Origin of the sequence: Streptomyces swartbergensis (assembly GCF_002148965.1) — a bacterium.
GTDB lineage: Bacteria > Actinomycetota > Actinomycetes > Streptomycetales > Streptomycetaceae > Streptomyces > Streptomyces swartbergensis.
This window is the reverse complement of record NZ_NGFN01000096.1, coordinates 1-24,910: the sequence shown is the minus strand read 5'-3', so window position 1 is coordinate 24,910 and position 24,910 is coordinate 1. Positions and strand designations below refer to the sequence as shown.

General features: G+C 71.2%; 20 protein-coding genes. 6 read left to right on the top strand and 14 right to left on the bottom strand.

What is annotated here, in order from left to right; genetic code table 11:
• The 3 genes from CA983_RS17320 to CA983_RS17310 form a co-directional block, all read right to left on the bottom strand.
• Nucleotides 1-629, bottom strand: a 629-nt coding sequence (locus CA983_RS17320; protein ID WP_143645505.1) for a glycosyltransferase, incomplete at its 3' end; no start/stop codon positions are given.
• The gene (locus tag CA983_RS17315; RefSeq protein ID WP_086601803.1) at nt 626-2,284 is read right to left on the bottom strand and encodes a carbamoyltransferase family protein; all 1,659 of its coding nucleotides are present in this window, start codon (nt 2,282-2,284) and stop codon (nt 626-628) included. The genes CA983_RS17320 and CA983_RS17315, both read right to left, overlap by 4 nt.
• A gap of 146 nt (nt 2,285-2,430) precedes the next feature.
• On the bottom strand, nt 2,431-3,393 hold the full coding sequence (locus tag CA983_RS17310; protein ID WP_086601802.1) for an NAD-dependent epimerase/dehydratase family protein: 963 nt from the start codon (nt 3,391-3,393) through the stop codon (nt 2,431-2,433).
• A gap of 97 nt (nt 3,394-3,490) precedes the next feature.
• Here CA983_RS17310 and CA983_RS49195 point away from each other — a divergent pair, with 97 nt between their 5' ends.
• The 4 genes from CA983_RS49195 to CA983_RS17290 all read left to right on the top strand — a co-directional run bounded on the left by CA983_RS49195 (nt 3,491) and on the right by CA983_RS17290 (nt 6,172).
• Nucleotides 3,491-3,751 carry a hypothetical protein gene (locus CA983_RS49195; RefSeq protein WP_341866672.1) on the top strand — a complete coding sequence of 87 codons (261 nt, stop codon included), beginning with the start codon at nt 3,491-3,493 and terminating at the stop codon, nt 3,749-3,751.
• Nucleotides 3,752-3,779: 28 nt separating this feature from the next.
• Nucleotides 3,780-4,220 carry an SRPBCC family protein gene (locus CA983_RS17300; protein ID WP_086601801.1) on the top strand — a complete coding sequence of 147 codons (441 nt, stop codon included), beginning with the start codon at nt 3,780-3,782 and terminating at the stop codon, nt 4,218-4,220.
• Between the two features lie 68 nt (nt 4,221-4,288).
• A complete protein-coding gene (locus CA983_RS17295) occupies nt 4,289-5,095 on the top strand; it encodes a helix-turn-helix domain-containing protein (protein WP_086601800.1) in 807 nt (268 codons plus the stop codon).
• A gap of 60 nt (nt 5,096-5,155) precedes the next feature.
• Nucleotides 5,156-6,172: a methyltransferase gene (locus CA983_RS17290; RefSeq protein WP_086601805.1), complete on the top strand. Its 1,017-nt coding sequence runs from the start codon at nt 5,156-5,158 to the stop codon at nt 6,170-6,172.
• Nucleotides 6,173-6,179: 7 nt separating this feature from the next.
• Here CA983_RS17290 and CA983_RS17285 read toward each other — a convergent pair whose 3' ends face one another.
• The 5 genes from CA983_RS17285 to CA983_RS17265 all read right to left on the bottom strand — a co-directional run bounded on the left by CA983_RS17285 (nt 6,180) and on the right by CA983_RS17265 (nt 12,823).
• Nucleotides 6,180-7,331: an XdhC family protein gene (locus tag CA983_RS17285; RefSeq protein ID WP_086601799.1), complete on the bottom strand. Its 1,152-nt coding sequence runs from the start codon at nt 7,329-7,331 to the stop codon at nt 6,180-6,182.
• 51 nt (nt 7,332-7,382) lie between these two features.
• The gene (locus CA983_RS17280) at nt 7,383-8,840 is read right to left on the bottom strand and encodes an NCS2 family permease (protein WP_086601798.1); all 1,458 of its coding nucleotides are present in this window, start codon (nt 8,838-8,840) and stop codon (nt 7,383-7,385) included.
• A gap of 112 nt (nt 8,841-8,952) precedes the next feature.
• Entirely contained in the window at nt 8,953-11,352 is a 2,400-nt protein-coding gene (locus CA983_RS17275) for a xanthine dehydrogenase family protein molybdopterin-binding subunit (protein ID WP_086601797.1), read from the bottom strand.
• Nucleotides 11,353-11,354: 2 nt separating this feature from the next.
• Nucleotides 11,355-11,933 carry a (2Fe-2S)-binding protein gene (locus CA983_RS17270; RefSeq protein WP_086601796.1) on the bottom strand — a complete coding sequence of 193 codons (579 nt, stop codon included), beginning with the start codon at nt 11,931-11,933 and terminating at the stop codon, nt 11,355-11,357.
• Complete coding sequence (locus CA983_RS17265; RefSeq protein WP_086601795.1) at nt 11,933-12,823, bottom strand: FAD binding domain-containing protein; 891 nt, start codon at nt 12,821-12,823, stop codon at nt 11,933-11,935. Before CA983_RS17265 ends, CA983_RS17270 begins: the two co-directional genes overlap by 1 nt.
• A gap of 378 nt (nt 12,824-13,201) precedes the next feature.
• Between CA983_RS17265 and CA983_RS17255 the strand changes: the two genes are divergently transcribed.
• Complete coding sequence (locus CA983_RS17255; RefSeq protein ID WP_086601793.1) at nt 13,202-14,875, top strand: PucR family transcriptional regulator; 1,674 nt, start codon at nt 13,202-13,204, stop codon at nt 14,873-14,875.
• 148 nt (nt 14,876-15,023) lie between these two features.
• Nucleotides 15,024-15,803 carry a hypothetical protein gene (locus CA983_RS17250; protein WP_086601804.1) on the top strand — a complete coding sequence of 260 codons (780 nt, stop codon included), beginning with the start codon at nt 15,024-15,026 and terminating at the stop codon, nt 15,801-15,803.
• A 390-nt stretch (nt 15,804-16,193) separates the two neighbouring features.
• Here CA983_RS17250 and CA983_RS17240 read toward each other — a convergent pair whose 3' ends face one another.
• The 6 genes from CA983_RS17240 to CA983_RS17215 form a co-directional block, all read right to left on the bottom strand.
• The gene (locus CA983_RS17240; RefSeq protein WP_086601792.1) at nt 16,194-17,693 is read right to left on the bottom strand and encodes an amino acid permease; all 1,500 of its coding nucleotides are present in this window, start codon (nt 17,691-17,693) and stop codon (nt 16,194-16,196) included.
• Nucleotides 17,694-17,830: 137 nt separating this feature from the next.
• The gene (gene dxs, locus CA983_RS17235) at nt 17,831-19,765 is read right to left on the bottom strand and encodes a 1-deoxy-D-xylulose-5-phosphate synthase (RefSeq protein WP_086601791.1); all 1,935 of its coding nucleotides are present in this window, start codon (nt 19,763-19,765) and stop codon (nt 17,831-17,833) included.
• A 180-nt stretch (nt 19,766-19,945) separates the two neighbouring features.
• Nucleotides 19,946-21,247, bottom strand: coding sequence for a sugar ABC transporter permease (locus tag CA983_RS17230; protein ID WP_086601790.1), 1,302 nt, complete (start codon nt 21,245-21,247; stop codon nt 19,946-19,948).
• The gene (locus CA983_RS17225) at nt 21,244-22,035 is read right to left on the bottom strand and encodes an ATP-binding cassette domain-containing protein (protein WP_059420691.1); all 792 of its coding nucleotides are present in this window, start codon (nt 22,033-22,035) and stop codon (nt 21,244-21,246) included. Before CA983_RS17225 ends, CA983_RS17230 begins: the two co-directional genes overlap by 4 nt.
• Nucleotides 22,036-22,235: 200 nt before the next feature.
• Nucleotides 22,236-23,336, bottom strand: a complete 1,101-nt coding sequence (locus tag CA983_RS17220) for an ABC transporter substrate-binding protein (protein WP_167407391.1) — start codon at nt 23,334-23,336, stop codon at nt 22,236-22,238.
• A gap of 133 nt (nt 23,337-23,469) precedes the next feature.
• Complete coding sequence (locus CA983_RS17215) at nt 23,470-24,681, bottom strand: ROK family transcriptional regulator (protein WP_086601788.1); 1,212 nt, start codon at nt 24,679-24,681, stop codon at nt 23,470-23,472.
• Nucleotides 24,682-24,910 lie beyond the last annotated feature (229 nt).

Below are 24,910 nucleotides of genomic sequence, written 5' to 3'. Positions count from 1 at the left end.
GACACCCAGCGGGAGGCGGGGCGCACGGGGTGGCGGGTGGTGCGGCGGCCCTGCCGGATGCGCCAGCCCGCGTCGAGGACGCGCAGCGCGAGGTCGGCGTCCTCGCGGAAGGCGCGCCGGAAGCGTTCGTCGAAGCCGCCGACCTGCTTGAGCGCCTCGGTGCGGTAGGCCATGTCGGCGGTGATCCAGTGGGCGCGGGCGAGTCCGGCGGTGCCGCGTTCCCAGTCGGTGGGGCGGCGTTCGCCGGGCAGCGGGACGGTGATGTCGCCCTGGACGCCGGCGATGTCGGGCGTCGCCTCGGCGAGGTCCTCGGCCAGTTGGCCGGCCCAGTGGGGCCCGACCTGGACGTCGTCGTCGAGGAACACGGTCCACGGCGCGGTCACGGCCCGCAGTCCGGTGTTGCGGGCGGCGGCGGGCCCGCGTCCGCCGCCGGTGAGCACGGTGGTGCGCTCCCGCAGGTCGCCGAGGACGCTCAACGGGTGCTCCAGCGTTCCGGGTTCGGGGTCGGGCCGGTCGTCGACGAGGACGATCTGCTCGGGGCGCGGCCCGGTCGCGGCGGCGAGCGCGGCGAGACAGTCGGCGAGGGTGTCCCGCACGAGGGTGGGGATGACGACGGCGTACGAGGTCATGCCGCTGCCCTCCCCGCGTCGAACACCCGCTCCCGGCGGACCGCGTACGGGCCGATGGCCAGCAGGTCGACGGGCGCGGAGCCGAAGCACTCCAGGGCGTCACGCGGGTCGTCGACCATGGGCCGGCCTGCGGTGTTGAGGCTGGTGTTGACGACCACGGGCAGTCCGGTGCGCCGCTCGAAGCCCCGCAGCATCCGCGCCACCAGCGGTTCTCGCCGTTCCTCGACGGTCTGGATGCGGGCGGTGCCGTCGACGTGCACGACGGCCGGGACGCGGTCCCGCCACTCCTGGGCGACGTCGTGCACGAACAGCATGTACGGGCTGGGCAGCGGGCCACCGGAGAACAGGTCGGCGGCGCGGTCGGCGAGGACCATCGGGGCGACGGGGCGGAACTCCTCGCGGCCCTTGACGTGGTTGAGGCGTTCCAGGTTCTCGGCGCGGCCGGGGTGGGCGAGCAGGGAGCGGTGTCCGAGGGCGCGCGGCCCGTACTCGCTGCGGCCCTGGAACCAGGCGACGACCCCGTCCCGGGCCAGTTCCTCGGCCACGGTCTCGGCGATGTCGTCGGGCTTCTCGTAGGGGATCGCCGCCGTGTCGAGCCAGGCGCGCAGTTCGTCGTCGCTCCAGCCGCGGCCGAGGGCGGCGCCGGGCATGGGGGCGGGCTGTCCGGTCTCCGACGCGGCGAGGTGCAGCGCCCCGCCGAGCGCGGTACCGGCGTCCCCGGCGGCGGGCTGCACCCACACGTCCCGGTACGGGCCCTTGGCCGCGATCTTCGAGTTGGCGACGCAGTTGAGGGCGACGCCCCCGGCCATCGTGACTGCCTCGCCCCCGGCCTCGCGGTGCAGCCAGTGCACGAGCTCCAGCAGGACCTCCTCCAGGACGGCCTGGGTGCTCGCGGCGAGGTCGGCGTGGTCCTGGTTCCAGGGTTCGCCCTTGGCGCGGGGCGGGGCGAAGGACGCCCAGTCGACGCCGTGGGCGCGGAAGCCGCCGTGGCCGGTGGGGTGGACGTACTGCCGAAGCTGCGGCAGGAAGCGCGGGGTGCCGTAGGAGGCGAGGGCCATCACCTTGTACTCGTCGCTGCTGCGCAGGAACCCGAGGTGTTCGGTGAGCTCCTCGTAGACCAGGCCGAGGGAGTCGGGCAGCGCCTGCGAGGCGAGGGTGTCGAGCTTGCCGTCGCGGTAGCGGCCGGCCAGGTGGGAGGCGGCCTCACCGCGGCCGTCCAGGACGAGGACGGCGCTGTCGGGGTGCGGGGAGGCGGGCCCGGCCGAGGCGGCGTGCGCGACGTGGTGGGGGACGAAGACGACCTGCTCGGGGTCGAGGCCGGGCAGGGCCTCGGCGAGGAACTCGGGGGCGCGGCGCGCGTACTCCAGGCGCAGCGGGTCCCAGGGGTCGTTCAGGCCCATGTCGCGGGCGGGCCGGGCGAGCTTCGGGTCGAAGGAGTAGGTGACGGCGTCCAGGTCGCCGGGCCGCAGGCCCGCCTGTTCCAGGCACCAGCGGGCGGACAGCTCGGGCAGCTCCCACGCGGAGAACGGCAGCGGGCGCTTGCCGTGCTTGCGCCGGCTGAAGCGCTCCTCCTCGGCGGCCGCCACCGTGCGGCCGTCGACGACGAGGGCTGCGGCCGGGTCGTGGAACAGGGCGTTGATACCAAGGATGCGCATGTGCTCCGTCCCGAGCTGTGTGGCGTAGTCCGGCGTCTCGGCGAGTGCCGCACTGGCGGTTGTCTCAAACACTTGGAGACAGCTCACCGCTCAGTGGGCGGATTTTTCACCGTATGCAGCGCTAAAACAGCACACAGTGACCGCGCTCAGGCGGCCACGGAGCGCGAGAACCAGCCAATGGTCCGTTCGAGTCCTTCGCTCCAGCCGACGCGGGGCCGCCAGCCGAGCCGTTCCCGGGCCAGCCGGGTGTCGGGGCGGCGCCGGGCGGGGTCGTCGACGGGGCGGTCCACGAACCGGATGCGGGAGGCGGAGCCGGTGATCTCGACGATCCGGCGGGCCAGCTCCAGCATCGTGATCTCGTCGCCGCCGCCGATGTTCACGGGCCCGGTCTCGGCGGAGGCGGCCAGGGCGAGCACGCCGTCCACGGTGTCGTCGACGTAAGCCAGCGAGCGCGTCTGCCCGCCGTCGCCGGCCACGGTCAGGGGCATGCCGTCCAGGGCCTGCGCGATGAAGGTGGGGACGGCGCGGCCGTCGCCGGTGCGCATGCGGGGGCCGTAGGTGTTGAAGATGCGGACGATGGCGGTGTCGGTGCCGTGCACGCCCCGGTGGGCGGTGACCAGGGCCTCCGCGAAGCGCTTGGACTCGTCGTAGACGCTGCGCGGGCCGATCGGGTTGACGTTGCCCCAGTAGCCCTCGCGCTGGGGGTGCTCCAGGGGGTCGCCGTAGACCTCGGAGGTGGAGGCGAGGACGAACCGGGCGCCGTCGGCGTGGGCCCGTTCCAGCGCGAGGCGGGTGCCGGTGCTGCCGACGTCGAGGGTCTCCAGCGGCAGCCGCAGGTAGTCGGCGGGCGAGGCCGGGCAGGCGAAGTGCAGGACGAGGTCGAACCGGCCGGGCAGCGCCTGCCAGGCCGCCGGGTCGGTGGCGTCACCGCGCACGAAGCGGAAGCCGGGTCGCTGGTCCAGGTCGACCACGTTGGCGCGGGAGCCGGTGGCCAGGTTGTCCAGGCACACGACCTCCGTGCCGGTGTCGGCCAGCCGTGCGCACAGATGGGACCCCACGAATCCGGCACCGCCGGTCACCAGAGCCCGGCGCCAGGCACGTCCGCTCACGGGACTCTCCTTCCACTGGCATTCACTTGCGTGTCGGCGCGAGTAACCAGGCGAGGAGTCCGGAACCCATGAACTGCGACTATACACCCTATGTATAGTGCCTTCTCTGAGCGGCTGCTCGGGGCCCGACGCCACGGCTCCCAGCGCCGTCCGCGCACCGGCGGCGACGGACGTCCAGGCAGCCCGCCTCGGCACGGCCGACTGCCGCCGGGCCCTCCTGGGAAAGCGGCACATCGAGAAGTACCCGGAGCTCTCCGTGACCGGGCTGCCGGGGAGACGGAGGGAGGGGCGGGTGACCAGGACGGTGCCGCAGCCGCTGGCACCCGGGAAGGCGCAGCCGGGGACGGTGTACCGATGACTCTCCGTGAGTTCCCTACGATCGTGCCGTGGTGAACATCCTGCTCGAACGGACGGTCCCGCTTCCCCTCGCCGAGGCGTGGCGGCGGATCACGCTGTGGCCGCGGCACGGTGAGGTGGTGCCGTTGACGGCGGTCAGGGTGGATCCGCCCGGTCCGACCCGCGTGGGCACGGTGGTCGTGGCCCGCTCGGGTGTCGGCGCGCTGGCCTTCGACGACCCGATGGAGGTCACGGTGTGGCAGCCGCCGCAGGACGGGGCGCCGGGGATGTGCCGCCTGGAGAAGCGGGGCCGGGTGGTGCTGGGCTGGGCGGAGCTGGAGGTGCGGCCGGGGCCCGGGGGGCGCACCCGTGTGGTCTGGCGGGAGGAGATCCGGATCCGGCTGCTGCCCTCCCTCTTCGACGGCGCACTGCGGCCCTCGGCGCGGTACGTGTTCGGCCGCGCGCTGAACCGTTTGCTCAGACGTCCGTGACGCCCCGGCGTCTGCCGGGCGGAACTTTTGTCCAAGACAGGAGCGGCCGCGTCGGCGACCGTGGAGGCATGCGCAGTTACGAAGCGGAGAGCGAGCCCGGCTGGGACGTCGTCCTCCCCCGCGACGGCATGTCACTCGACGGTGTCCGGATGGCCGGGTTCCGTGAACGGGCCGCCGCCGGGCTGGACCTGCGGGTGCTTCCGCAGCCGGCGGTGGTCGTCGTGATCGGGCTCGGGGAGCACCCGTTCTCGGTGGACGGTGCCCACGGACACCAGGACCTGCCGAGCTTCGCCGCCGCGCTGACGCCCGGCCCGGCACGGATCCGCGGTGCGGGCGTCGAGTGCGTCGAGATGCGTCTGTCCCCCCGGGCCGCCTATGCTCTGCTGGGCGTCTCCCCGCGCGAGCTGGACGGATCCGTCAGGGGGCTCGACGACCTCTGGGGGCGGGCCGGGTCGCGGCTGCGGGAGCGGCTGGCCGAGGCCCCGGCCTGGGAGCAGCGCCTCGCGCTCGTGGACCGGTTCCTCGCCGAACGGGCCGCGCGGGCACCTGGGATGGCGCCCGAGGTGGCCGCCGTCTGGGACACCATCGTCGCCCGTCGGGGCCGGGTACGGGTCGGCGAACTGGCCGAGGCCTGCGGCTGGAGCCGCAAACGGCTCTGGTCCCGTTTCACTGACCAGATCGGCCTCACCCCGAAACGTGCCGCCATGCTGGTCCGCTTCGACCACGCCGCCCGCGCGCTCACCGCGGGAGCGAACGCCGCCGACGTCGCCCTGGCCTGCGGCTACGTCGACCAGCCCCATCTCCATCGCGACGTACTGGCGTTCGCGGGCTGCACGCCCACCGCCCTGGCCGGCAGGGCCACGTCCGCCGGCTGACCGGACGAACGACAAAGAAGGGGAAGACCTGTGGCGAACACCCGTGCCCTGGCACCGGACATGACCGACCGCGACCTGCTCGTACGGCTCGTCTTCGGCGGCATGGCCGCGCAGACCGTGCGCGCGGCCGTCCGGCTGAGGATCGTCGAGCTGATCGGCGACACGCCCCGCCCGGCGGCCGACGTGGCCGCCGACGCCGGAGCCGAGCCCCAGCCCATGACCCGGCTGTTGCGCGCCCTGGCCGGCCTCGGCCTGCTGAGGGAACACAGCTTCGGCACCTTCGCGGTGGCCCCCGCGGGCTTACTCCTCGACCCGGGCCGCCCCGACTCGCTCACCTCCTTCGTGCGGATGTTCACCGAGCCGGCGATCATCCGCGCCTGGGAGCACCTGGACGACAGCGTCCGCACCGGCGACGTCGCGTTCGACACCGTCTTCGGCACGGACTTCTTCAGCCACCTCGCCCGGCAACCGGAGCTGTCCGCCGAATTCAACGCGGCGATGAGCCAGGCCACCGCGGAGACCGCCACCGCGTTGCCGCACGCCTTCGACTTCGACCGGTTCCGCACGGTCACGGACGTCGGCGGCGGAGACGGCACGCTCCTGGCCGGCGTACTCGCCGCGTTCCCCGGCCTCACCGGTGTCCTCCACGACACGAGCGAGGGGCTCGCCCAGGCGCCGGAGAACCTGCGGCGGCACGGGCTCACGGAACGCTGCTCCCTGGCCGCCGGGGACTTCTTCCGCTCGGTGCCCGAGGGCTCGGACCTCTACCTGATGAAGAGCATCCTGCACGACTGGCCCGACGACCGGGCGGTCACGATCCTGCGCCACTGCCGCACGGCGCTGCCGCCCGGCGGACGCGTCCTGATCCTGGAACCGGTACTGCCCGAGGTCGTCGGGGCCGACGACGGGAACACGTATCTCAGCGACCTCAACATGCTGGTGAACGTAGGCGGCAGGGAGCGCACCCGCGCGGACTTCGAGGCGCTGTGCGAGGCCGCCGGCCTGTCCCTCGTCTCCGTCACACCGCTCCCGGAAGCGGAACCGTTCTCGCTCCTGGAGGCCGCGGCGGCCGGCTGACCCGGTGTCAGGCCACCGACCCGATCCGCCCGACCTCCTTGGACGCCGGCTCGTGGTGGATCGGCGTGTGGGCCCCGGTCAGCGAAACCCCGCTGCCGCCACGCCTGGCGGCGACGATCTCCGAGGCGATCGACAGGGCCGTCTCCTCGGGCGTACGGGCCCCGAGGTCCAGGCCGATCGGGGAGCGCAGCCGGCTCAGCTCCAGCTCGGTGACGCCGACTTCGCGCAGGCGGGCGTTGCGGTCCAGGTGGGTGCGCCGGGAGCCCATGGCACCGACGTACGCCACCGGCAGCCGCAGCGCCAGCTTCAGCAGGGGCACGTCGAACTTGGCGTCGTGGGTCAGCACGCACAGGACCGTGCGGGCGTCGACGTCCGTGCGCTCCAGGTACTGGTGGGGCCACTCGACGACGATCTCGTCGGCCTCCGGGAAGCGCGCCCGGGTCGCGAAGACGGGGCGCGCGTCGCACACCGTCACGTGGTAACCGAGGAACTTGCCGACGCGGACCAGGGCGGAGGCGAAGTCGATCGCGCCGAAGACGATCATCCGGGGCGGGGGGACGGATGACTCGACCAGGATCGTGAGCGGTGCTCCGCAGCGTGAACCCTGCTCTCCGATCTCCAGGGTGCCGGTGCGGCCGGCGTCCAGGAGGGCGCCCGCCTCGGCGGCGATCGTGCGGTCCAGTTCCGGATGGCCGCCGAAGCCGCCCTCGCAGGGGCCGTCGGGGCGGACCAGCAGGGCCCGGCCGGTCAGTTCGGGCGGGCCCGACACGATCCGCGCCACCGCCGCCGCCTCCCCTCGGGCGGCGGCGGTGAGCGCGGACGCGACCACCGGGCGGACCGGATCGGCGGCCCGTACCGGGGTGACCAGGATGTCGATGACGCCGCCGCAGGTCAGGCCCACGGCGAAGGCGTCGTCGTCGCTGTAACCGAAGCGCTCCAGGACGGTTTCGCCGTCCCGCAGCGCCTGCTCGCACAGCTCGTAGACCGCGCCCTCCACGCAGCCGCCGGAGACCGAGCCGATGGCCGTGCCCTCGGCGTCCACCGCGAGCGCGGCGCCGGGCTGCCGGGGCGCGCTGCCGCCGACGGCCACCACGGTGGCCACGGCGAAGTCACGGCCCTGCTCGACCCACCGGTTCAGCTCCTCGGCGATGTCCAGCATCTGTCTCGGTCTCCTTAAGGCTGCGAGGCTGCGAGGCCGGTGCGCCGGGCGTCAGTGGACGCCCAGCCAGCTCTCGATCGGGTTGAGGGCGAAGTAGACGAGGAACACCGCCGTCAGGATCCACATGAAGGCGCCGATCTCGCGCACCTTGCCCTGGGCGGTCTTGATGGCGACGTAGGAGATGACGCCCGCGGCGACACCGGTGGTGATGGTGTACGTGAACGGCATCAGGACGACCGTCAGGAACACCGGGACGGCGGTGGCCCGGTCGGCCCAGTCCACGTGCCGGGCGTTCATCAGCATCATCGCGCCGATGACGACGAGGGCGGCGGACGCGACCTCCTGCGGCACGATCGCCGTGAGCGGCGTGAAGAACAGGCAGGCCGCGAAGAACAGGCCGGTGACGACCGAGGCGAGGCCGGTGCGCGCGCCCTCGCCGACGCCCGTGGCCGACTCGATGAACACCGTCTGGCCCGAGCCGCCGGACACGCCTCCGATCGCGCCGCCGGCGCCGTCGATGAACAGCGCCTTGGACAGGCCCGGCATCCGGCCCTTGTCGTCGGCGAGCTTGGCCTCGGTGCCGACGCCGATGATGGTCGCCATCGCGTCGAAGAACCCGGCCAGCACCAGTGTGAAGACGATCATGCCGACGGTCATCGCGCCGACCTGGCCCCAGCCGCCGAACTCCACGTCCCCGAAGAGCGAGAAGTCGGGCATGGACACCGCGCCGCCGTGCAGCTCGGGGGCGCCGGCCGCCCACTGCTTGGGGTCGATGACGCCCGCGGCGTTCAGGATCGCGGCGACGACCGTGCCGCCGACGATGCCGATGAGGATGGCGCCCGGGATGTTCCGGGCCTGGAGCATGAAGATCAGCAGCAGGGTGCCGGCGAAGAGCAGCACCGGCCAGCCGGCCAGTTCGCCCGCCGGGCCGAGCGCGAGGGGGGTGGCCTCTCCCTGGTGCACGAAGCCGGACTTGTAGAAGCCGATGAGGGCGATGAACAGGCCGATGCCCATGGTGATGCCGTGCTTGAGCGCGAGGGGGATCGCGTTCATGATCATCTCGCGCAGGCCGGTGACGACCAGCAGCATGATGACCACGCCGTACATCACGCACATGCCCATCGCCTGCGGCCAGGTCATCTCGGGCGCGACCTGGGAGGCGAGGACTCCGGAGACGGAGAGACCGGCGGCGAGGGCGAGCGGCACCTTGCCGACGAGACCCATCAGCAGGGTGGTGAGGGCCGCCGCGAACGCGGTCGCGGTGATCAGGCCCTGCTGCGCGAGGGTGTTCCCCGCCGCGTCCTTGCCGGACAGGATCACGGGGTTGAGCAGGAGGATGTACGCCATCGCCATGAAGGTGGTGACGCCGCCGCGCACTTCGCGCGCGACCGTGGACCCTCTGTGGGATATGTGGAAGTACCGGTCGAGCCAGGACCGTCCGGCCGGGACGCGGGTGCCTTCGCCCGCGTCTTCGGCTGTGGTCCTCGGCTCCAGTGACTGCTGGGTCATGTGGGCCTACTCCCAAGTTTCATAGGGGGTTGGGATGCACGACCCGGGGGACGGCCCGAGACGAACGAAGGGGGGTCCGGGGGACGCGGTCCCCCGGACGGAACTCTCCTGCTCAGGCCTCGGAGAGTGACGTACCCGTCAGGTGCTCGGGCCGTACCGGAGTCCGGTTCAGCTCGAGCCCGGTCGCGTTCCGGATGGCCGCGAGGACCGCCGGGGTCGACGACAGGGTGGGCGCTTCGCCGATGCCGCGCAGCCCGTACGGGGCGTACTCGTCGGCGAGTTCGAGGACGTCGACCGGGATGGTCGGCGTGTCGAGGATGGTCGGGATCAGGTAGTCCGTGAAGGAGGGGTTCTTCACCTTCGCCGTCTTCGGGTCGACGATGATCTCCTCCATGACCGCCACGCCCAGGCCCTGTACGGTGCCGCCCTGAATCTGGCCGAGCACGGACAGCGGGTTGAGCGCCTTGCCGACGTCCTGGGCGCAGGCCAGCTCGATGACCTTCACCAGGCCGAGCTCGGTGTCGACCTCGACGACGGCGCGGTGCGCGGCGAAGGAGTACTGGACGTGCCCGTTGCCCTGACCGGTGCGCAGGTCGAAGGGCTCGGTCGGCCGGTGCCGCCACTCCTCCTCGACCTCCACGACCTCGTCCTCCAGGACGTCGGCCAGGTCCCCGAGGACCTCTCCGCCGTCGGTGACGACCTTGCCGCCCTCCAGGAGCAGTTCGGCCGTCGCCCAGGCGGGGTGGTAGGAGCCGAACTTGCGGCGGCCGATCTCCAGCACCTTCTCGCGGACCAGCTCACAGGCGTTCTTCACGGCACCGCCGGTGACGTACGTCTGCCGGGAGGCCGACGTCGAACCGGCGCTGCCCACCCGGGTGTCGGCGGGGTTGATGGTCACCTGCGTGACGCCCAGTTCGGTGCGGGCGATCTGCGCGTGGACCGTGACCCCGCCCTGCCCGACCTCGGCCATGGCCGTGTGGACGGTGACGACGGGCTCGCCGCCGACGACCTCCATCCGGACCTTCGCGGTCGAGTAGTCGTCGAACCCCTCGGAGAAGCCCACGTTCTTGATGCCGACCGCGTAGCCGACACCGCGTACGACGCCTTCTCCGTGCGTGGTGTTGGACAGGCCGCCCGGCAGCTCCCGTAGGTCGGCGCCCTCGCTGGACTCCCACTGGCGCTCCGGCGGCATCGGCATCGCCTTGACGCGGCGCAGCAGTTCGGCGACCGGGGCCGGCGAGTCGACCGGCTGCCCGGTCGGCATGAGGGTGCCCTGCTCCATGGCGTTGAGCTGCCGGAACTCCACCGGGTCCATGCCGAGCCTCTTCGCCAGCTTGTCCATCTGCGCCTCGTAGGCGAAGCACGCCTGGACCGCGCCGAAGCCGCGCATGGCACCGCAGGGCGGGTTGTTGGTGTAGAGGGCGATGGCCTCGATGTCCACGTCGTCGATCACGTACGGGCCGACCGACAGGGAGGAGGCGTTGCCGACGACGGCCGGGGAGGCGGAGGCGTAGGCACCGCCGTCCAGGACGATCCGGCACTTCATGTGCGTGAGCTTGCCGTCCTTGGTGGCCCCGTGCTCGTAGTAGAGCTTGGCCGGGTGGCGGTGGACGTGCCCGAAGAAGGACTCGAACCGGTTGTAGACGATCTTGACCGGCTTGCCCGTGCGCAGCGCCAGCAGGCAGGCGTGGATCTGCATGGACAGGTCCTCGCGGCCGCCGAACGCGCCGCCGACGCCGGACAGCGTCATGCGCACCTTGTCCTCGGGCAGGCCGAGCACGGGCGCGATCTGGCGCAGGTCGCTGTGCAGCCACTGGGTGGCGATGTAGAGGTGGACGCCGCCGTCCTCCTCGGGCACGGCGAGGCCGGACTCGGGGCCGAGGAAGGCCTGGTCCTGCATGCCGAAGGTGTACTCGCCCTCGACGATCACGTCGGCCCGCTTGCGGGCTTCCGCCACGTCACCGCGGACGATCGGCTGGCGGTGGACGATATTCGGGTGCGGGACGTGCCCGGCGTGGTGGTCGTCGCGGTTCTCGTGGACGAGGATCGCGTCGGGGGCGGTCGCGGAGGCCTCGTCGGTGATGACGGGCAGTTCCCGGTAGTCGACCTTGATCTTGGCGGCGGCGCGGCGCGCGGTCTCCGGGTGGTCGGCGGCGACGATCGCGACCGGCTCGCCGTGGTGGCGGACCTTGCCGTGAGCGAGGACCGGGGTGTCCTGGATCTCCAGCCCATAGTTCTTCACGTCCGTGGGCAGGTCGTCGTAGGTCAGCACGGCGTAGACGCCCGGTGTGGCCAGGGCCTCGCTGGTGTCGATGGAGACGATCTCGGCGTGCGCGACGGTCGAGCGGAGGATCTGGCCCCAGAGCATGTCCTCGTGCCACATGTCGGACGAGTACGCGAACTCGCCGGTGACCTTGAGGGTGCCGTCCGGGCGGAGCGTGGACTCGCCAATGCCGCCCTTGGTCTGCGAGCCCTGGGTGATCTTGGTGGGCGTTCCGTTGGGGGAAGACATGATCAGACCGCCTCTCCCTGCCGGGCGGCCGCGAGGCGGACCGCGTCCATGATCTTCTCGTAGCCGGTGCAGCGGCACAGGTTGCCCGACAGGGCCTCGCGGATGTCCGCGTCGGTCGGGGTCGGGTTGCGCTCCAGCATCTCGTCGGCGGCGACCAGCAGACCGGGCGTGCAGAAGCCGCACTGGACGGCGCCGGCGTCGATGAACGCCTGCTGGATCGGGGAGAGCTCGGTGCCCTCGCCGGTATGCGAGTCGCCCTTGGCTTCCCACTGCTGGGCGTTCTGAAGCGACGTGCCGCAGGCGCCGGTCGCGCAGCCGCCCTCGGCGCGCTGCTTGGCGTAGTCGGCGAGCCCCTCGACGGTGACGACCTCGCGGCCCTCCACCTGACCCGCCGCCACCAGGCACGAACACACCGGCACACCGTCCAGCCGGACCGTGCACGACCCGCACTCGCCCTGCTCACAGGCGTTCTTCGAGCCCGGCAGGCCGAGCCGCTCCCTCAGCACGTACAGCAGGGACTCGCCCTCCCACACGTCGTCGGCTTCCTGCGGACGGCCGTTGACCGTGAAGTTGACGCGCATTACGCAGCTCCCTCGGTGGTGCGGCGGGTGCCGCGGTAGGACTCCCAGGTCCAGGTCAGCGTGCGGCGGGCCATGACACCGACCGCGTGGCGGCGGTAGCTCGCGGTGCCCCGGACGTCGTCGATGGGGTTGCAGGAGGCGGAGCACAGGTCCGCGAACTGCTTGGCGACCGACGGGGTGATGATCTTCCCGTTGTCCCAGAAGCCGCCCTCCTCCAGAGCCGCGTTCAGGAACTCTTCGGCGGCCTTGGCCCGAACGGGGGTCGGAGCGGCCGAACCGATGCCGGTCCGCACGGTCCGCGTCCGAGGGTGCAGCGCCAGCCCGAAGGCACACACGGCGATGACCATCGCGTTCCGGGTCCCCACCTTGGAGAACTGCTGCGGCCCGTCGGCCTTCTTCACGTGCACGGCCCGGATCAGCTCGTCGGGGGCCAGCGCGTTGCGCTTGACGCCCGTGTAGAACTCGTCGATCGGGATCCGCCGTGACCCGCGTACCGACTCGACCTCGACCTCGGCGCCCGCGGCGAGCAGGGCGGGGTGGGCGTCGCCGGCCGGGGATGCGGTGCCGAGGTTGCCGCCGACGCCGCCGCGGTTGCGGATCTGCGGGGAGGCGACCGTGTGCGAGGCCAGGGCCAGCCCCGGCAGCTCGGCGCGCAGGTTCTCCATGATCGTCGTGTACGGCACGGAGGCACCCAGCCGCACGCTCTCCTCGCCGACCTCCCACTCGGAGAGATCGCCGATGCGGTTCAGGTCCATGAGGTACTCGGGCCGGCGGTGGTCGAAGTTGATCTCGACCATCACGTCGGTGCCACCCGCGATCGGCACAGCGGTGGGATGCTCGGCTTTCGCGGCGAGCGCCTCCTCCCAGCTGGCGGGGCGAAGGAAGTCCATGACCGGCTCTCTTCTTCGTCTTCGTGTGGGGCGTTCAGATTGAGCCAATCCGTGTGCGGCGGTCCCGGCTCGTTCATGTGCTGTTAACGCGTAGTGGACTCAGTACACAGGGCGGTGCTCCGGCGGGGTCAGTCACGGAAACCATGAAGGAGTTGGCTGGCCAGGACGGGCATCTTGTAGATTCGTATGAACGGAGGCCATCAGAAACCTCCTCGTTTTCCTGTGGAAACGCGCGACACAGCCGCGTGACCTGGGACACAGCCAGGACACGTCCGGAGGGCGGCGAACTCCGCTCACCAGCCCGCCGAACGGACGTTCACCCCCGCACCCCACCAAGATCCACCATAGATTTCGAGACAAAGAACGGCGGCGACGAGAATGCGGCTGCGCGCACTGCTGGACACCGACGCGCTGGGCCTCAAGCTGCTCGGCGGCGAGGACGAGCTGGACCGCACCGTCCGCGGTGTCATGACCACCGACCTGCGCGACCCCAGCCGCTACCTCTCGGGCGGCGAGCTGGTGCTCACGGGCCTGGCCTGGCGCCGGGACGCCGCGGACTCGGAGCCGTTCGTCCGGATCCTGGTGCAGGAGGGAGTCACGGCCCTGGCCGCGGGCGAGGCCGAGCTCGGGGACGTACCGGACGACCTGGTCGCGGCCTGTGCCCGCCACCGCCTCCCGCTCTTGGCGGTGCACGAGTCGGTGGCGTTCGCGACGATCACCGAGCACGTCGTGCGGCAGGTCTCCGGTGAGCGCGCCGGCGACCTCGCGGCCGTGGTCGACCGCCACCGCCGGATGATGACGTCGGGGCCGGCGGGCGGCGGCCCGGACGTCGTCCTGGACCTGCTGGGCTCCGACCTGGACCTGCGCGCCTGGGTCCTGTCCCCCACCGGCCGCCTGATCGCGGGCCCGAAGACGTCCGGCCCCGCCCTCCCCGCCGAGGCCTGCGGCCGGCTGGCGGCGGAACACCTCACGGCCACCCGGACGGGCCGCCGCGCCCCGCACCGCGTCCTCCTGGGCGGCACCACCTACTCCCTCTTCCCGATCCGCTCGACGGGCCGCTCGCCGCAGACCGCCCGGGACGCCCGCGAGACCGTGCTGTCCGACTGGCTGCTGGCCGTCGAGGCGGACGCCGGGGACTGGGCGGAGGAGCGCCTCGACCTGCTCTACGGCGTCACCCAGCTGATCGCGGTCGAACGGGACCGCCGCGAGGCCGCCCGCACGGTCCGCCGCCGCCTCGCCCAGGAGATCCTGGAACTGGTCCAGACGGGCGCGGCCCCCGCCGAGATCGCCGCCCGCCTCCGGGTGGCCGCGCCGGTGCTGCTGCCGGGCCTCGGGGCCGCACCCCACTGGCAGGTGGTCGTGGCCCGCGTCGACTGGGACGGCGCCGAGATCGAGGGCGGCCCGGTCGCCCAGGCCCTGCTGGAGGAGATCCTCGTCGACCCCCTGTCGGCCGGCCCGGAGCCCTCCGACCGCATCGCCGTGGCCCACACGGGTGACGAGGCCATCGCCCTCGTCCCCCTCCCCGCCGTCTCGACGGAGCACGACGGCTCGGAGACCGGCGTCCTCGCGGAAGCGCTCCTGGAGTCCGTACGGGACCCGCTGACGGCCGGCCTGAACGACGACGGCCACCTCACGCTCGGCGTCAGCGCGGCCGTGCACTCGGCGGAGGGCCTGCGCGGCGCGCTGGAGGAGGCCCGCCACGCCCGCCGGGTGGCTGCGGCCCGCCCCGGCCGGGTCTGCGCGGCGGGCCACCAGGAGCTGGCCTCCCACGTCCTCCTGCTGCCCTTCGTCCCGGACGACGTCCGCCGCGCCTTCACGGCCCGCCTCCTGGACCCCCTCCGCGACTACGACCGCCGCCACAGAGCGGAACTGATCCCCACCCTGGAGGCCTTCCTGGACTGCGACGGCTCCTGGACGCGCTGCGCCGCCCGGCTCCACCTCCACGTCAACACGCTGCGCTACCGGGTGGGCCGTATCGAGCAGTTGACGAGCCGTGATCTGTCGCGCCTGGAGGACAAGCTCGACTTCTTCCTGGCGCTGCGGATGAGCTGAGACGCGGGGCGTCCGGCGCAAACACGGGGCGCCCAGGAGTCCCACGACTTTGTGAAATCCTTCACCCACCCTCTTGGCCCGGCGCCGCGATTCGTGCTGAGATGCCGCCACCACTCAACAGCTCGATGGCGTGCTCGGGGAGGGCAACGTGGCGCATACCGCCATGTCTGGTAACGGAACGACCGCCGGTGACGATCCCCTCCAGACCGCGGTATGGCGGCTGCGCTCACGCGCGTGCTGGGCCGACGCGGCCGCCCTGCTGCTGCCGGACACCCCCGCGGCGGCGCTGCAACGCGCGTCGCTGCTGGTGGAACGGTGTCTGTACACGGAGCAGGGCTGGGAGGAGGCCGAGGACGCCCTGCGCACCGCCGAGGCGCTGGCCCACAGCGACGACGAGCGGGGCGCGGCCGCTTGTGAACGCGGGTACTTGGCCTACGCCGCGACGGTGCTCGCGGTGCGCGACCGGGCCGACGAGGCGCGGGCGGCGCTGGGACGGGCGGCGGCGCTGATCCCTCCGGGGGCTCCGCGGCGGGCCCTGCTGGACTTCCGTCGCGGGCTGCTCGCGGAGAACCTGACGCGTTCCCCGCAGGCGGCGCGGGCCGCGTATCGCCGTGCGCACGCGGGGGCGACGGCGCAGTCCGACCCGTTGCTGCTGTCCTTCACGTGGCGGCACCTGGCCGGACTCGCTTTGCGGGACGGGGAGTTGGCGGAGGCCCGGCACGGTTTCACGGAGTCGCTGCGGATCCGTGAGGAGCTGGGCTATCTCGTCGGTACGGCGCCGGCGCTGGTGTCCCTCGCCGACACGGAGACCGAGCCGGAGGCATCCCGGCTGCGGGAGGAGGCTCGGCGGTTGTTCCGGTTGCTCGGGGGTGTACCGACGTGGCTGGCGCGGCAGTTGGCTCCGGCCCCTCCGGCGGCGACGGCTTGACGGCGCTGGAAGGTACCCGGCGTTGCGGCCGGGGCGCGGTGGGTCCGCAACCCGGCGGAACGGGGTGCCGCTGCGCCCACCCGTGCCGCCCCAGCGGCACGACTGCCCGCAGCTGGGCGGGACCGGCGGCCCGCAGCGCGACGGCCTGCGGCAGCTGAGCCACGACACGCCCGCACCCGCGCACGCACGGAAGGGGACGTGTCGGGGGGTGTCCGCCCGCAGCGGTTGGCGCGTCAACGGACAGTCAGTCAGCGTCCGACCCCATCGCGCCGTTCCGAGGACGGACACCCCCCGGCGCGGCCCCGACCCACAGCCCGCGCGCAGGCGCGACACAAGCCCCCACCGAAGCCGCACAGGCCGCCGCAGGCACCCCCGCTCCACCGCCGGAGGCTAGAGCGTCTGCTCGGGCTTGGTTTCCTCGCCCTTCGCCAGGCGGCTGTGCGTGCGGCCGTACAGGAAGTACACGAAGAACCCGGCGGCCATCCAGATGCCGAACCGCACCCACGTCTCGGCGGGCAGGTTGATCATCAGCCACAGCGAAGCGCACACCGACAGGATCGGGATGACCGGCACCCACGGCGTGCGGAAGGCCCGGTGCAGGTCGGGGCGGGTCCTGCGGAGGACGAGCACACCGATGGCGACGACCACGAAGGCGAACAGCGTGCCGATGTTCACCAGGGCGGCGAGCTCCGTCAGCGGAGTGAAGCCGGCGAGGATCGCGATGACCACGCCGAGCAGGATGGTCGGCCGGTGCGGGGTCTTGAACCGCGGGTGGACGCGGGAGAAGAACCGCGGCAGCAGCCCGTCACGGCTCATCGCGAAGAACACCCGGGTCTGCCCGAGCAGCAGGATCATGCACACCGTCGTCAGACCGACCGCCGCGCCGAAGCTGATGAAACCCGCGTACCAGGGATGCCCGGTGGCCTTGAACGCGTCGGCGAGCGGCGCGTCGACGGACAGTCGGCTGTAGTGCTGCATGCCGGTCACGACGATCGACACGGCGACGTACAGGGCCGTGCAGATGAACAGTGAGCCGAGAATGCCGCGTGGCATGTCGCGCTGCGGGTTGCGGGTCTCCTCCGCCGCCGTGGCCACGACGTCGAAGCCGATGAACGCGAAGAACACGACGGAGGCGGCGGTGAAGATGCCCATCACGCCGAAGTTGGAGGGCGCCCAGCCGAACATGAGCTGGATCAGCGGGGAGTCGAGACTCGCCCCGGCCTCCACGGGCTGCTCCTTCGGGATGAACGGGTCGTAGTTCTCGCCCTTGATGAGGAACGCGCCCGCGATGATCACGACGAGGACGACCGTCACCTTGATGGCGACGACGATCGACGTGATCCGCGCGGACAGCTTCATGCCGAGGACGAGGATGCCGGTGAGGACGAGGACGAGCGCGGCGGCGAGGATGTCGAAGCCGAAGACGTCGGAACCCTCTCTGCTCCCCAGGGCCGCGGGCATCGCCCAGCCCGCGTTGTCCATGAGCGACTGGATGTAGCCGGACCAGCCGACGGCCACCACCGCCGTACCGAGCGCGAACTCCAGGACCAGGTCCCAGCCGATGATCCAGGCGGGCAACTCGCCGAGGGAGGCGTACGAGAACGTGTAGGCGGATCCGGCGACCGGGACCGTCGACGCGAACTCGGCGTAACAGAGCGCGGCCAGAGCGCACGCGACGCCGGCCGCGACGAACGCCAGAGCCGTCGCGGGCCCGGCGTTGTTCTTCGCGACTGTTCCGGTGAGGACGAAGATGCCGGTGCCGATGATCACGCCGACGCCGAAGACGGTCAGATCCAGCGCGGACAAGGACTTCTTGAGCGCGTGTTCTGGCTCCTCGGTGTCGAGGATGGACTGCTCGACCTTCTTCGTCCGGAAGAGGGTACTGCTCACGGGGTTACCTCCCACGCTTGTCGTCCTCGACATGATCGAGAGGGGGCACCATCCGTATGCCCCGGCATGAACGGATTCACGCCAATGGGCCGGTTCCACCACCCTTCACGGTGGTGGACCCGGCCCATTCAGCGGTGTCAGTCGCGCGCGGGTTCCACGGAGTCGACGGCGTCGGCCGCGGAGCGCTCGGTGGGGAGGCCGTCCAGCTTGGCGACCAGCCCGGTCACCTGGCGGGCGATGTCCGGCGCCGTGAGGCCGATCTCGGCCATGACCTCGGCGCGCGAGGCGTGGTCGAGGAAGCGCGGCGGGATGCCGAAGTCGCGCAGCGGCACGTCGACGCCCGCGTCGCGCAGCGCCTGGGCGATGGCGGAACCCACGCCACCGACCCGGCTGTTGTCCTCGACGGTGACGACCACGCGGTGCCGCTCGGCGAGCGGGGCCATGGCCTCGTCGACGGGTTTGACCCAGCGCGGGTCGACGACGGTGGTGGAGATGCCCTGCTTGTCGAGCAGGCCGGCGATCTCCAGGCACATCGGCGCGAGGGCGCCGACGGAGACCAGCAGCACGTCGGGCCGGTCCGTGCCGGGCTCGCGCAGCACGTCCATGCCGCCGATCCGGCCCACGGCGGGAACGGCGGGACCGACGGCGCCCTTGGAGAAGCGGACCACGGTCGGCGCGTCGTCGACCGCGACGGCCTCGCGCAACTGGGCGCGGACCTGGTCGGCGTCCCGCGGCGCGGCCAGCCGCAGCCCCGGTACGACCTGGAGGATCGACATGTCCCACATGCCGTTGTGTGACGCCCCGTCGGTGCCGGTGACACCGGCCCGGTCCAGCACGAAGGTCACCCCGCACTTGTGCAGGGCCACGTCCATCAGCACCTGGTCGAAGGCGCGGTTGAGGAAGGTGGCGTACACCGCGAACACCGGGTGCACCCCGCCCGTCGCCAGACCCGCCGCGGACACGGCGCCGTGCTGCTCGGCGATGCCGACGTCGTAGACCCGATCGGGGAAGCGCTTGGCGAACCTGTCCAGGCCCACCGGCTGGAGCATGGCGGCGGTGATGGCGACGATGTCCTCGCGCTCCTCACCGAGCTTGACCATCTCCTCGCCGAACACGGACGTCCAGTCGGCGCCGGAGGAGGCGATCGGCAGGCCCGTGTCGGGGTGGATCTTGCCGACGGCATGGAAGCGGTCGGCCTCGTCCTGGAGGGCGGGCTGGTAACCGCGGCCCTTCTCGGTGAGGCAGTGCACGATGACCGGCCCGCCGAACCGCTTGGCCCGGGCGAGCGCGGACTCCAGGGCCTCCAGGTCGTGTCCGTCGATCGGGCCGACGTACTTCAGGCCGAGGTCCTCGAACATGCCCTGCGGGGCGATGAAGTCCTTCAGGCCCTTCTTGGCGCCGTGCAGGGTGTCGTAGAGCGGCCGCCCGACGACGGGGGTGCGCTCCAGCACCTCCTTGGTGCGGGCGAGGAACCGCTCGTAGCCGTCGGTGGTCCGCAGGGTCGCCAGGTGGTTGGCGAGGCCGCCGATGGTCGGGGCGTAGGAGCGCTCGTTGTCGTTGACGACGATGACGAGCGGGCGGTCCTTGGCGTCGGCGATGTTGTTCAGCGCCTCCCAGGCCATGCCGCCGGTCAGCGCCCCGTCACCGATCACGGCGACGACGTGGCTGTCGCGCTTGAGGAGTTCGTTGGCCTTGGCGATGCCGTCGGCCCAGCCGAGGACGGTCGAGGCGTGCGAGTTCTCGATGATGTCGTGCTCGGACTCGGCCTGCGAGGGGTAGCCGGACAGACCGCCCTTCATCTTCAGCTTCGAGAAGTCCTGACGGCCGGTGAGGAGCTTGTGCACGTAGGACTGGTGACCGGTGTCCCAGAGCACCTTGTCCTTGGGCGATTCGAAGACCCGGTGCAGGGCGATGGTGAGCTCCACCACGCCGAGGTTGGGGCCGAGGTGACCGCCGGTCTTGGAGACCGCTTCGACAAGGAAGGTCCGGATCTCCTCCGCCAGCTGGTTCAACTCCTCCAGGCTGAGCCGGTCCAGATCGCGCGGTCCCCTGATACGGGTCAGCAGCGGCACCCGTGCCTCCTTGCAGTAGAGCTGTTGCCGGGCTTGTCGAGTCTAATGTTCCGCCTTCGCGGGCGGCGCCGAGGCCATGCGTCGTACGTCACGCGTTCGGCTGTACCCAAGTTGTGCCACACCTACGACATGACTGTGCCCGGCACCTTCCGGCGCCGGGCACAGTCATGTCCTTCAGCGCTACGCGCGACCCGCGGTCTTCTGCGTCTTGCGCGTCACCGCGTCGATCACGACCGTGGCCAACAGCACACCACCGGTGATCATGTACTGGACCGGAGAAGCGATGCCCTCCAGCGCCAGCCCGTACTGGATCGACACGATCACCAGCACACCGAGCAGCGCGTTCCACGTCCGCCCGCGACCGCCGAACAGCGACGTACCGCCGATCACCGCGGCGGCGATCGCGTTCATCAGCAGGTCACCGCCACCGGCACCCTGGTTGGCCGCGGCGATCTTCGACGCGATGAACAGACCGCCGACCGCCGCGAACGTCCCGGAGATCGCGAAGACCGAGATCCGGACCATCTCCACGTTGATGCCGGCCCGGCGGGACGCCTCGACGCTGCCGCCGAGCGCGAACACCTTCCGCCCGTACGCCGTGCGCCGCAGCACGAAGTCCGTGACCAGCAGCACCACGATGAAGATCACCACGGCCAGCGGCAGGCCCTTGTACTGGTTGAAGACGATGGCGACGGCGAACGCGACGACCGCCAGCAGCACCGTCCGCACGATGGTCTCGCTCAGCGGCCGCGACGGCACCCCCGCTGCCTCCCGGCGCCGGTTGCCGAGGAAGGAGCTGAGGAAGTACCCGGCGGTCACCACCGCGGCCAGCCCGTAGGCGGCGGCCACGTCCGAGAAGTAGTAGCTGGTCAGCTGGGCCACGACCCCGTCCGGGTCGAGGTTGATCGTGCCGTTGTCGCCCAGGATCTGGAGCATGAAGCCGTTCCAGAACAGCAGTCCGGCCAGGGTGACGGCGAACGCGGGCACGCCGATCTTCGCGAAGAAGAAGCCGTGCAGCGCGCCGGCGGCCGTGCCGGTGACGATGGCCAGCAGGAAGGCGAGCCATTCGTTCATGCCGTTGGTGACGTTCAGCACCGCGAAGCTCGCACCCGCGACACCGCTGACCGAGCCGACCGACAGGTCGATCTCGCCCAGCAGCAGCACGAACACGATGCCGACGGCGATCATGCCCGTGCCGACCATGGCGACGGACATGTCGGACAGGTTTCCCGCGGTGAGGAAGTTGGAGTTCAGACTCGTGAAGATCAGCCAGATGATCGCCAGGCCGACGACGACCGGGAGGGAACCCAGGTCGCCGGACTTCATCTTGCGCTTGAACTCGGTGACGTAGCCGGCGAGGCCCTGCTCGCGCACCAGCAGCCGGGGGTCGACGACCGTCACGGCCGCCTTGGCCGCCTCGGGGTTCTCCACGACGTGGTCTTCGGGGGCTCCCGTGGCCGCGGAGGTCTTGTCGATGCTCACTTGGAAACCTCCCCGTTCGTGCGCGCCGCACGGCGGGTCACGGCGTTGTCGGTGGCGCCGGTGATGGCGGAGATGATCTCTTCCTGCGAGGTCGACTTGACCTCGAAGATGCCGTTGTTGCGCCCGAGGCGCAGCACGGCGACCTTGTCCGCGACGGCCTTGACGTCAGCCATGTTGTGGCTGATGAGGATCACGGCGTGGCCGCGCTCGCGCAGCCGCTCGACCAGGTCGAGGACCTGCGCGGTCTGCTCGACACCGAGGGCGGCGGTGGGCTCGTCGAGGATGACCAGCTTGGGCTCGCCGAGCATGGACCGGGCGATGGCCACGGTCTGGCGCTGGCCGCCGGACAGCGAGGCGATCGGGATGCGGACGCTGGGGATGCGGATCGACAGCGTGTCGAGGAGCTCGCGGGAGCGGCGCTCCATCTCCACCTCGTCCAGGACACCGCGCTTGCGGATCTCCCGGCCCAGGTAGAGATTGCCGACGACGTCGATGTTGTCGCACAGCGCGAGGTCCTGGTAGACGGTCGCGATGCCCAGGTTCTGGGCGTCGTGCGGCTTGTTGATCTGGACGGACCTGCCGTCCCATTCGATGACGCCCTCATCGATGGGGTGCACGCCGGCGATCGTCTTGACCAGCGTGGACTTTCCGGCTCCGTTGTCGCCGACCAGGGCGACCACTTCACCGGCGTGGACCTCAAGCTCTACGTCGGTGAGCGCCTGTACGGCACCGAACCGCTTGGAGACCCCGCGCAACGCCAGCACGGGCGTAGCGGACACGTGAACCATCTCCTTCGCCGCCTGACCCGGCGGGAGGTATGTGCAGAAGGTTTGACAGAGAGTGCGAAAGTGATCACTCCGGCGCCCCGCGGAGCTTGCGGGGCTGGTGTGGCGGGGCGCCGGAGGAACTCGGGGCAGCCTGGTCCCGTACGGGGGTGACGGGAGCCCGGTTCCGGACTCCCGTGCCCCTCAGGGGACCTGACGGCTGCTTACTTGAGGCCGATCTTGTCGCAGGCGGCCTTGTACTTGCCGGTGCAGATCTCGCTCACGGTGTAGATGCCGTCCTTGATGACGGTGTCCTTGATGTTGTCCTTGGTCAGCGAGACGACCGGGACCAGGACGGACGGGATGGCCTTGGTGGTCGGGCTGTCGACCTTGTCCTTGGCGATCGAGTCGAGCGACTTGCCCTGGGCGAGGGCGACGGCCATCTCGGCCGCGACGTCCGCCTCCTGCGGGTAGGGCTTGTAGACGCTCATGTACTGCTCACCGGTGACGATGCGCTGCACGCCCGCGAGTTCGGCGTCCTGGCCGGTGACGGGGATGTCGGCGATACCGGCCGCCTTCAGGGCCGTGATGATGCCGCCCGCCATGCCGTCGTTGGCGGAGTAGACGCCGACGATCTTGTCCTTGCCGAGGGCGGAGATGGCGCCCTCCATGTTGGAGTTGGCGTTCTCCGGCTTCCACTCCTTGGTGTCGTACTCGCGGCCGATCTTCACCTTGCCGTCGAGGACGGAGTGCGCGCCCTTCTTGAACTGGGCGGCGTTCGGGTCGGTGGACGACCCGTTCATCATGACGATCTGGCCGTCCTTGGCCTTGTCGCCCAGGGCCTTCAGCAGGGCCTCGCCCTGGGTCTTGCCGACGGTCTCGTTGTCGAACGAGGTGTAGGCGTCGATCGGGCCCTCGGCCAGGCGGTCGTAGGCGACGACGGGGATGCCCGCGTCCTTGGCCTTCTTCACCGAGCCGGCGATGGCCTTGGAGTCCACCGCGTCCACGATCAGCACGTCGACCTTGTTGGTCACCATCGTGTCGACCTGCTGGTTCTGCGTGCTGGCGTCCTGCTTGGCGTTGGCGTAGACGACCTCGCCCTTGCCGTTGGTGAGTTCCTTGACCTTCTTCTGGATGAGCGGCCGGTCGAACTTCTCGTAACGGGCGGTCGCGTTCTCCGGAAGGAGCAGGCCGACCTTGATGTCGTCGCCCTTCTTGGGGGACCCGGTGGAGTCGGCGTTGTCACCCGACTCCTTGGCGCTGCCACAGGCAGCAAGCGAAACGGCCATCGCACCGGCGGCAATCGCAACGGCGGCGCGACGCATACGCGTGTTCACTTCAGAAACCTCCCTGACGAGGCCGCGACATTGCGGCCGAGGTGGCTGGAAGTCAACTCGGCCACACGTGCGACGTCAAGAAGTAAATCCTTAACGAGATGGCAACGGTGCCATCCGTTCTCTAAGTGAAGGCAGGGGTCGCCGCTTGCAGCGCCCCGACGGCGGTGCCGTCCAAAAGGGTCGAATCGCCCATCTCGCTGAGGGCCAGCGCGAGCGCTCCGAGCACCTCCGCACGGCCGCCGAGTGCCCCGGGAAGAACGGACAGCTGGCGTGCCGCACTGGGGATGGCGTAGCGGCCCACGGACTCCCGGATCGGCCCGAGCACCAGCTCACCGGCCTCGGCGAGATCACCGCCGAGGACCACACGGCTCGGGTTCAGCAGGTTGCAGAGATTGGCGACTCCACTGCCGATGTGGCGGCCGACGTCGGCGATCACCCGACGGCAGCCCGGGTCTCCGTCCCGCGCGAGCCGCACGACGCCTTCCATCGTCAGGTCGGTGCCGTGACTGGACTGGAGGAGCGGCAGCACGTAACGCGCGGCCGCGAAGGTCTCCAGGCAGCCGCGGTTCCCGCAGCGGCAGACGGGGCCGGATTCGTCGAGTGTAATATGTCCGATTTCTCCGGCGGTACCGCCCGGACCACGGTAGATCTTGCCGTTGATCACCAAGCCCGCGCCGACACCGCTGGCGACCTTGATGTACGCCAGGTCGCGCACGCCGCGACCGCTGCCCCAGACCATCTCGCCGAGGGCGCCGAGGTTGGCGTCGTTGTCCACGTGCACGGGCACGCCGAGGCGGCCGTGGAGCTCCTCGGCGGGCTTGGTCCCCGTCCAGCCGGGGAGGATCGCGGTCGAGCCGAGGGTGCCGGACTCGACGTCGATGGGGCCGGGCACGCCGAGGCCGACTCCGGCGATCTTGGACCGGTCGACGCCGGTGGCCTCGATCAAGCGGCTGACCAGCTCTTCCGCCCGGTCGAAGCCCTGGGTCGACGAGGCGTCGACGTCGAGGGGCTCGGACTCCTCGGCCAGGACCTGGTGGGCGAGGTTGCCGATGGCGACGCGGAGGTGGGTGTGGCCGAAGTCGACCCCTATGACGATGCCGGCGTCCCCGCTGAGGGACACGCTGCGGGCCCTGCGGCCGCCCGCCGAGGTGGGCGTGACCTCGACCGTGCCGCCTTCCTTCAACTCCCGGACGATGTTGGACACCGTCGCGGCGGACAGGCCCGTCGTCCGCGCGATCTCGGCCTGGGTGAGGGAGCCCGCCAGGCGCACGGCTCGTACGACCCGCTCCAGGTTGGCTCGGTGCAGCGACGACTGCGACCCCGGAGTCTCCACGACGACCTCCTGCGCGCGGGGCCGCTTCGATGAGGCCCCGTCCATGTCCAACTAGTGAACTCTAAGCTGAGCCGTTCGGGTTGCCTCCCGTCAAGAGGTTGAACCGATTCGAGGTGTGTGCATGTGGTTGCGGAGCGCTACGCGTACCTCCGGCGGTGGGGCGGGGTGCCTGCGGCGGTCTGTGCGGGTTTGGTGGGGGTGCGGGCCGTTTGCGACTGCGGCCGGGTGG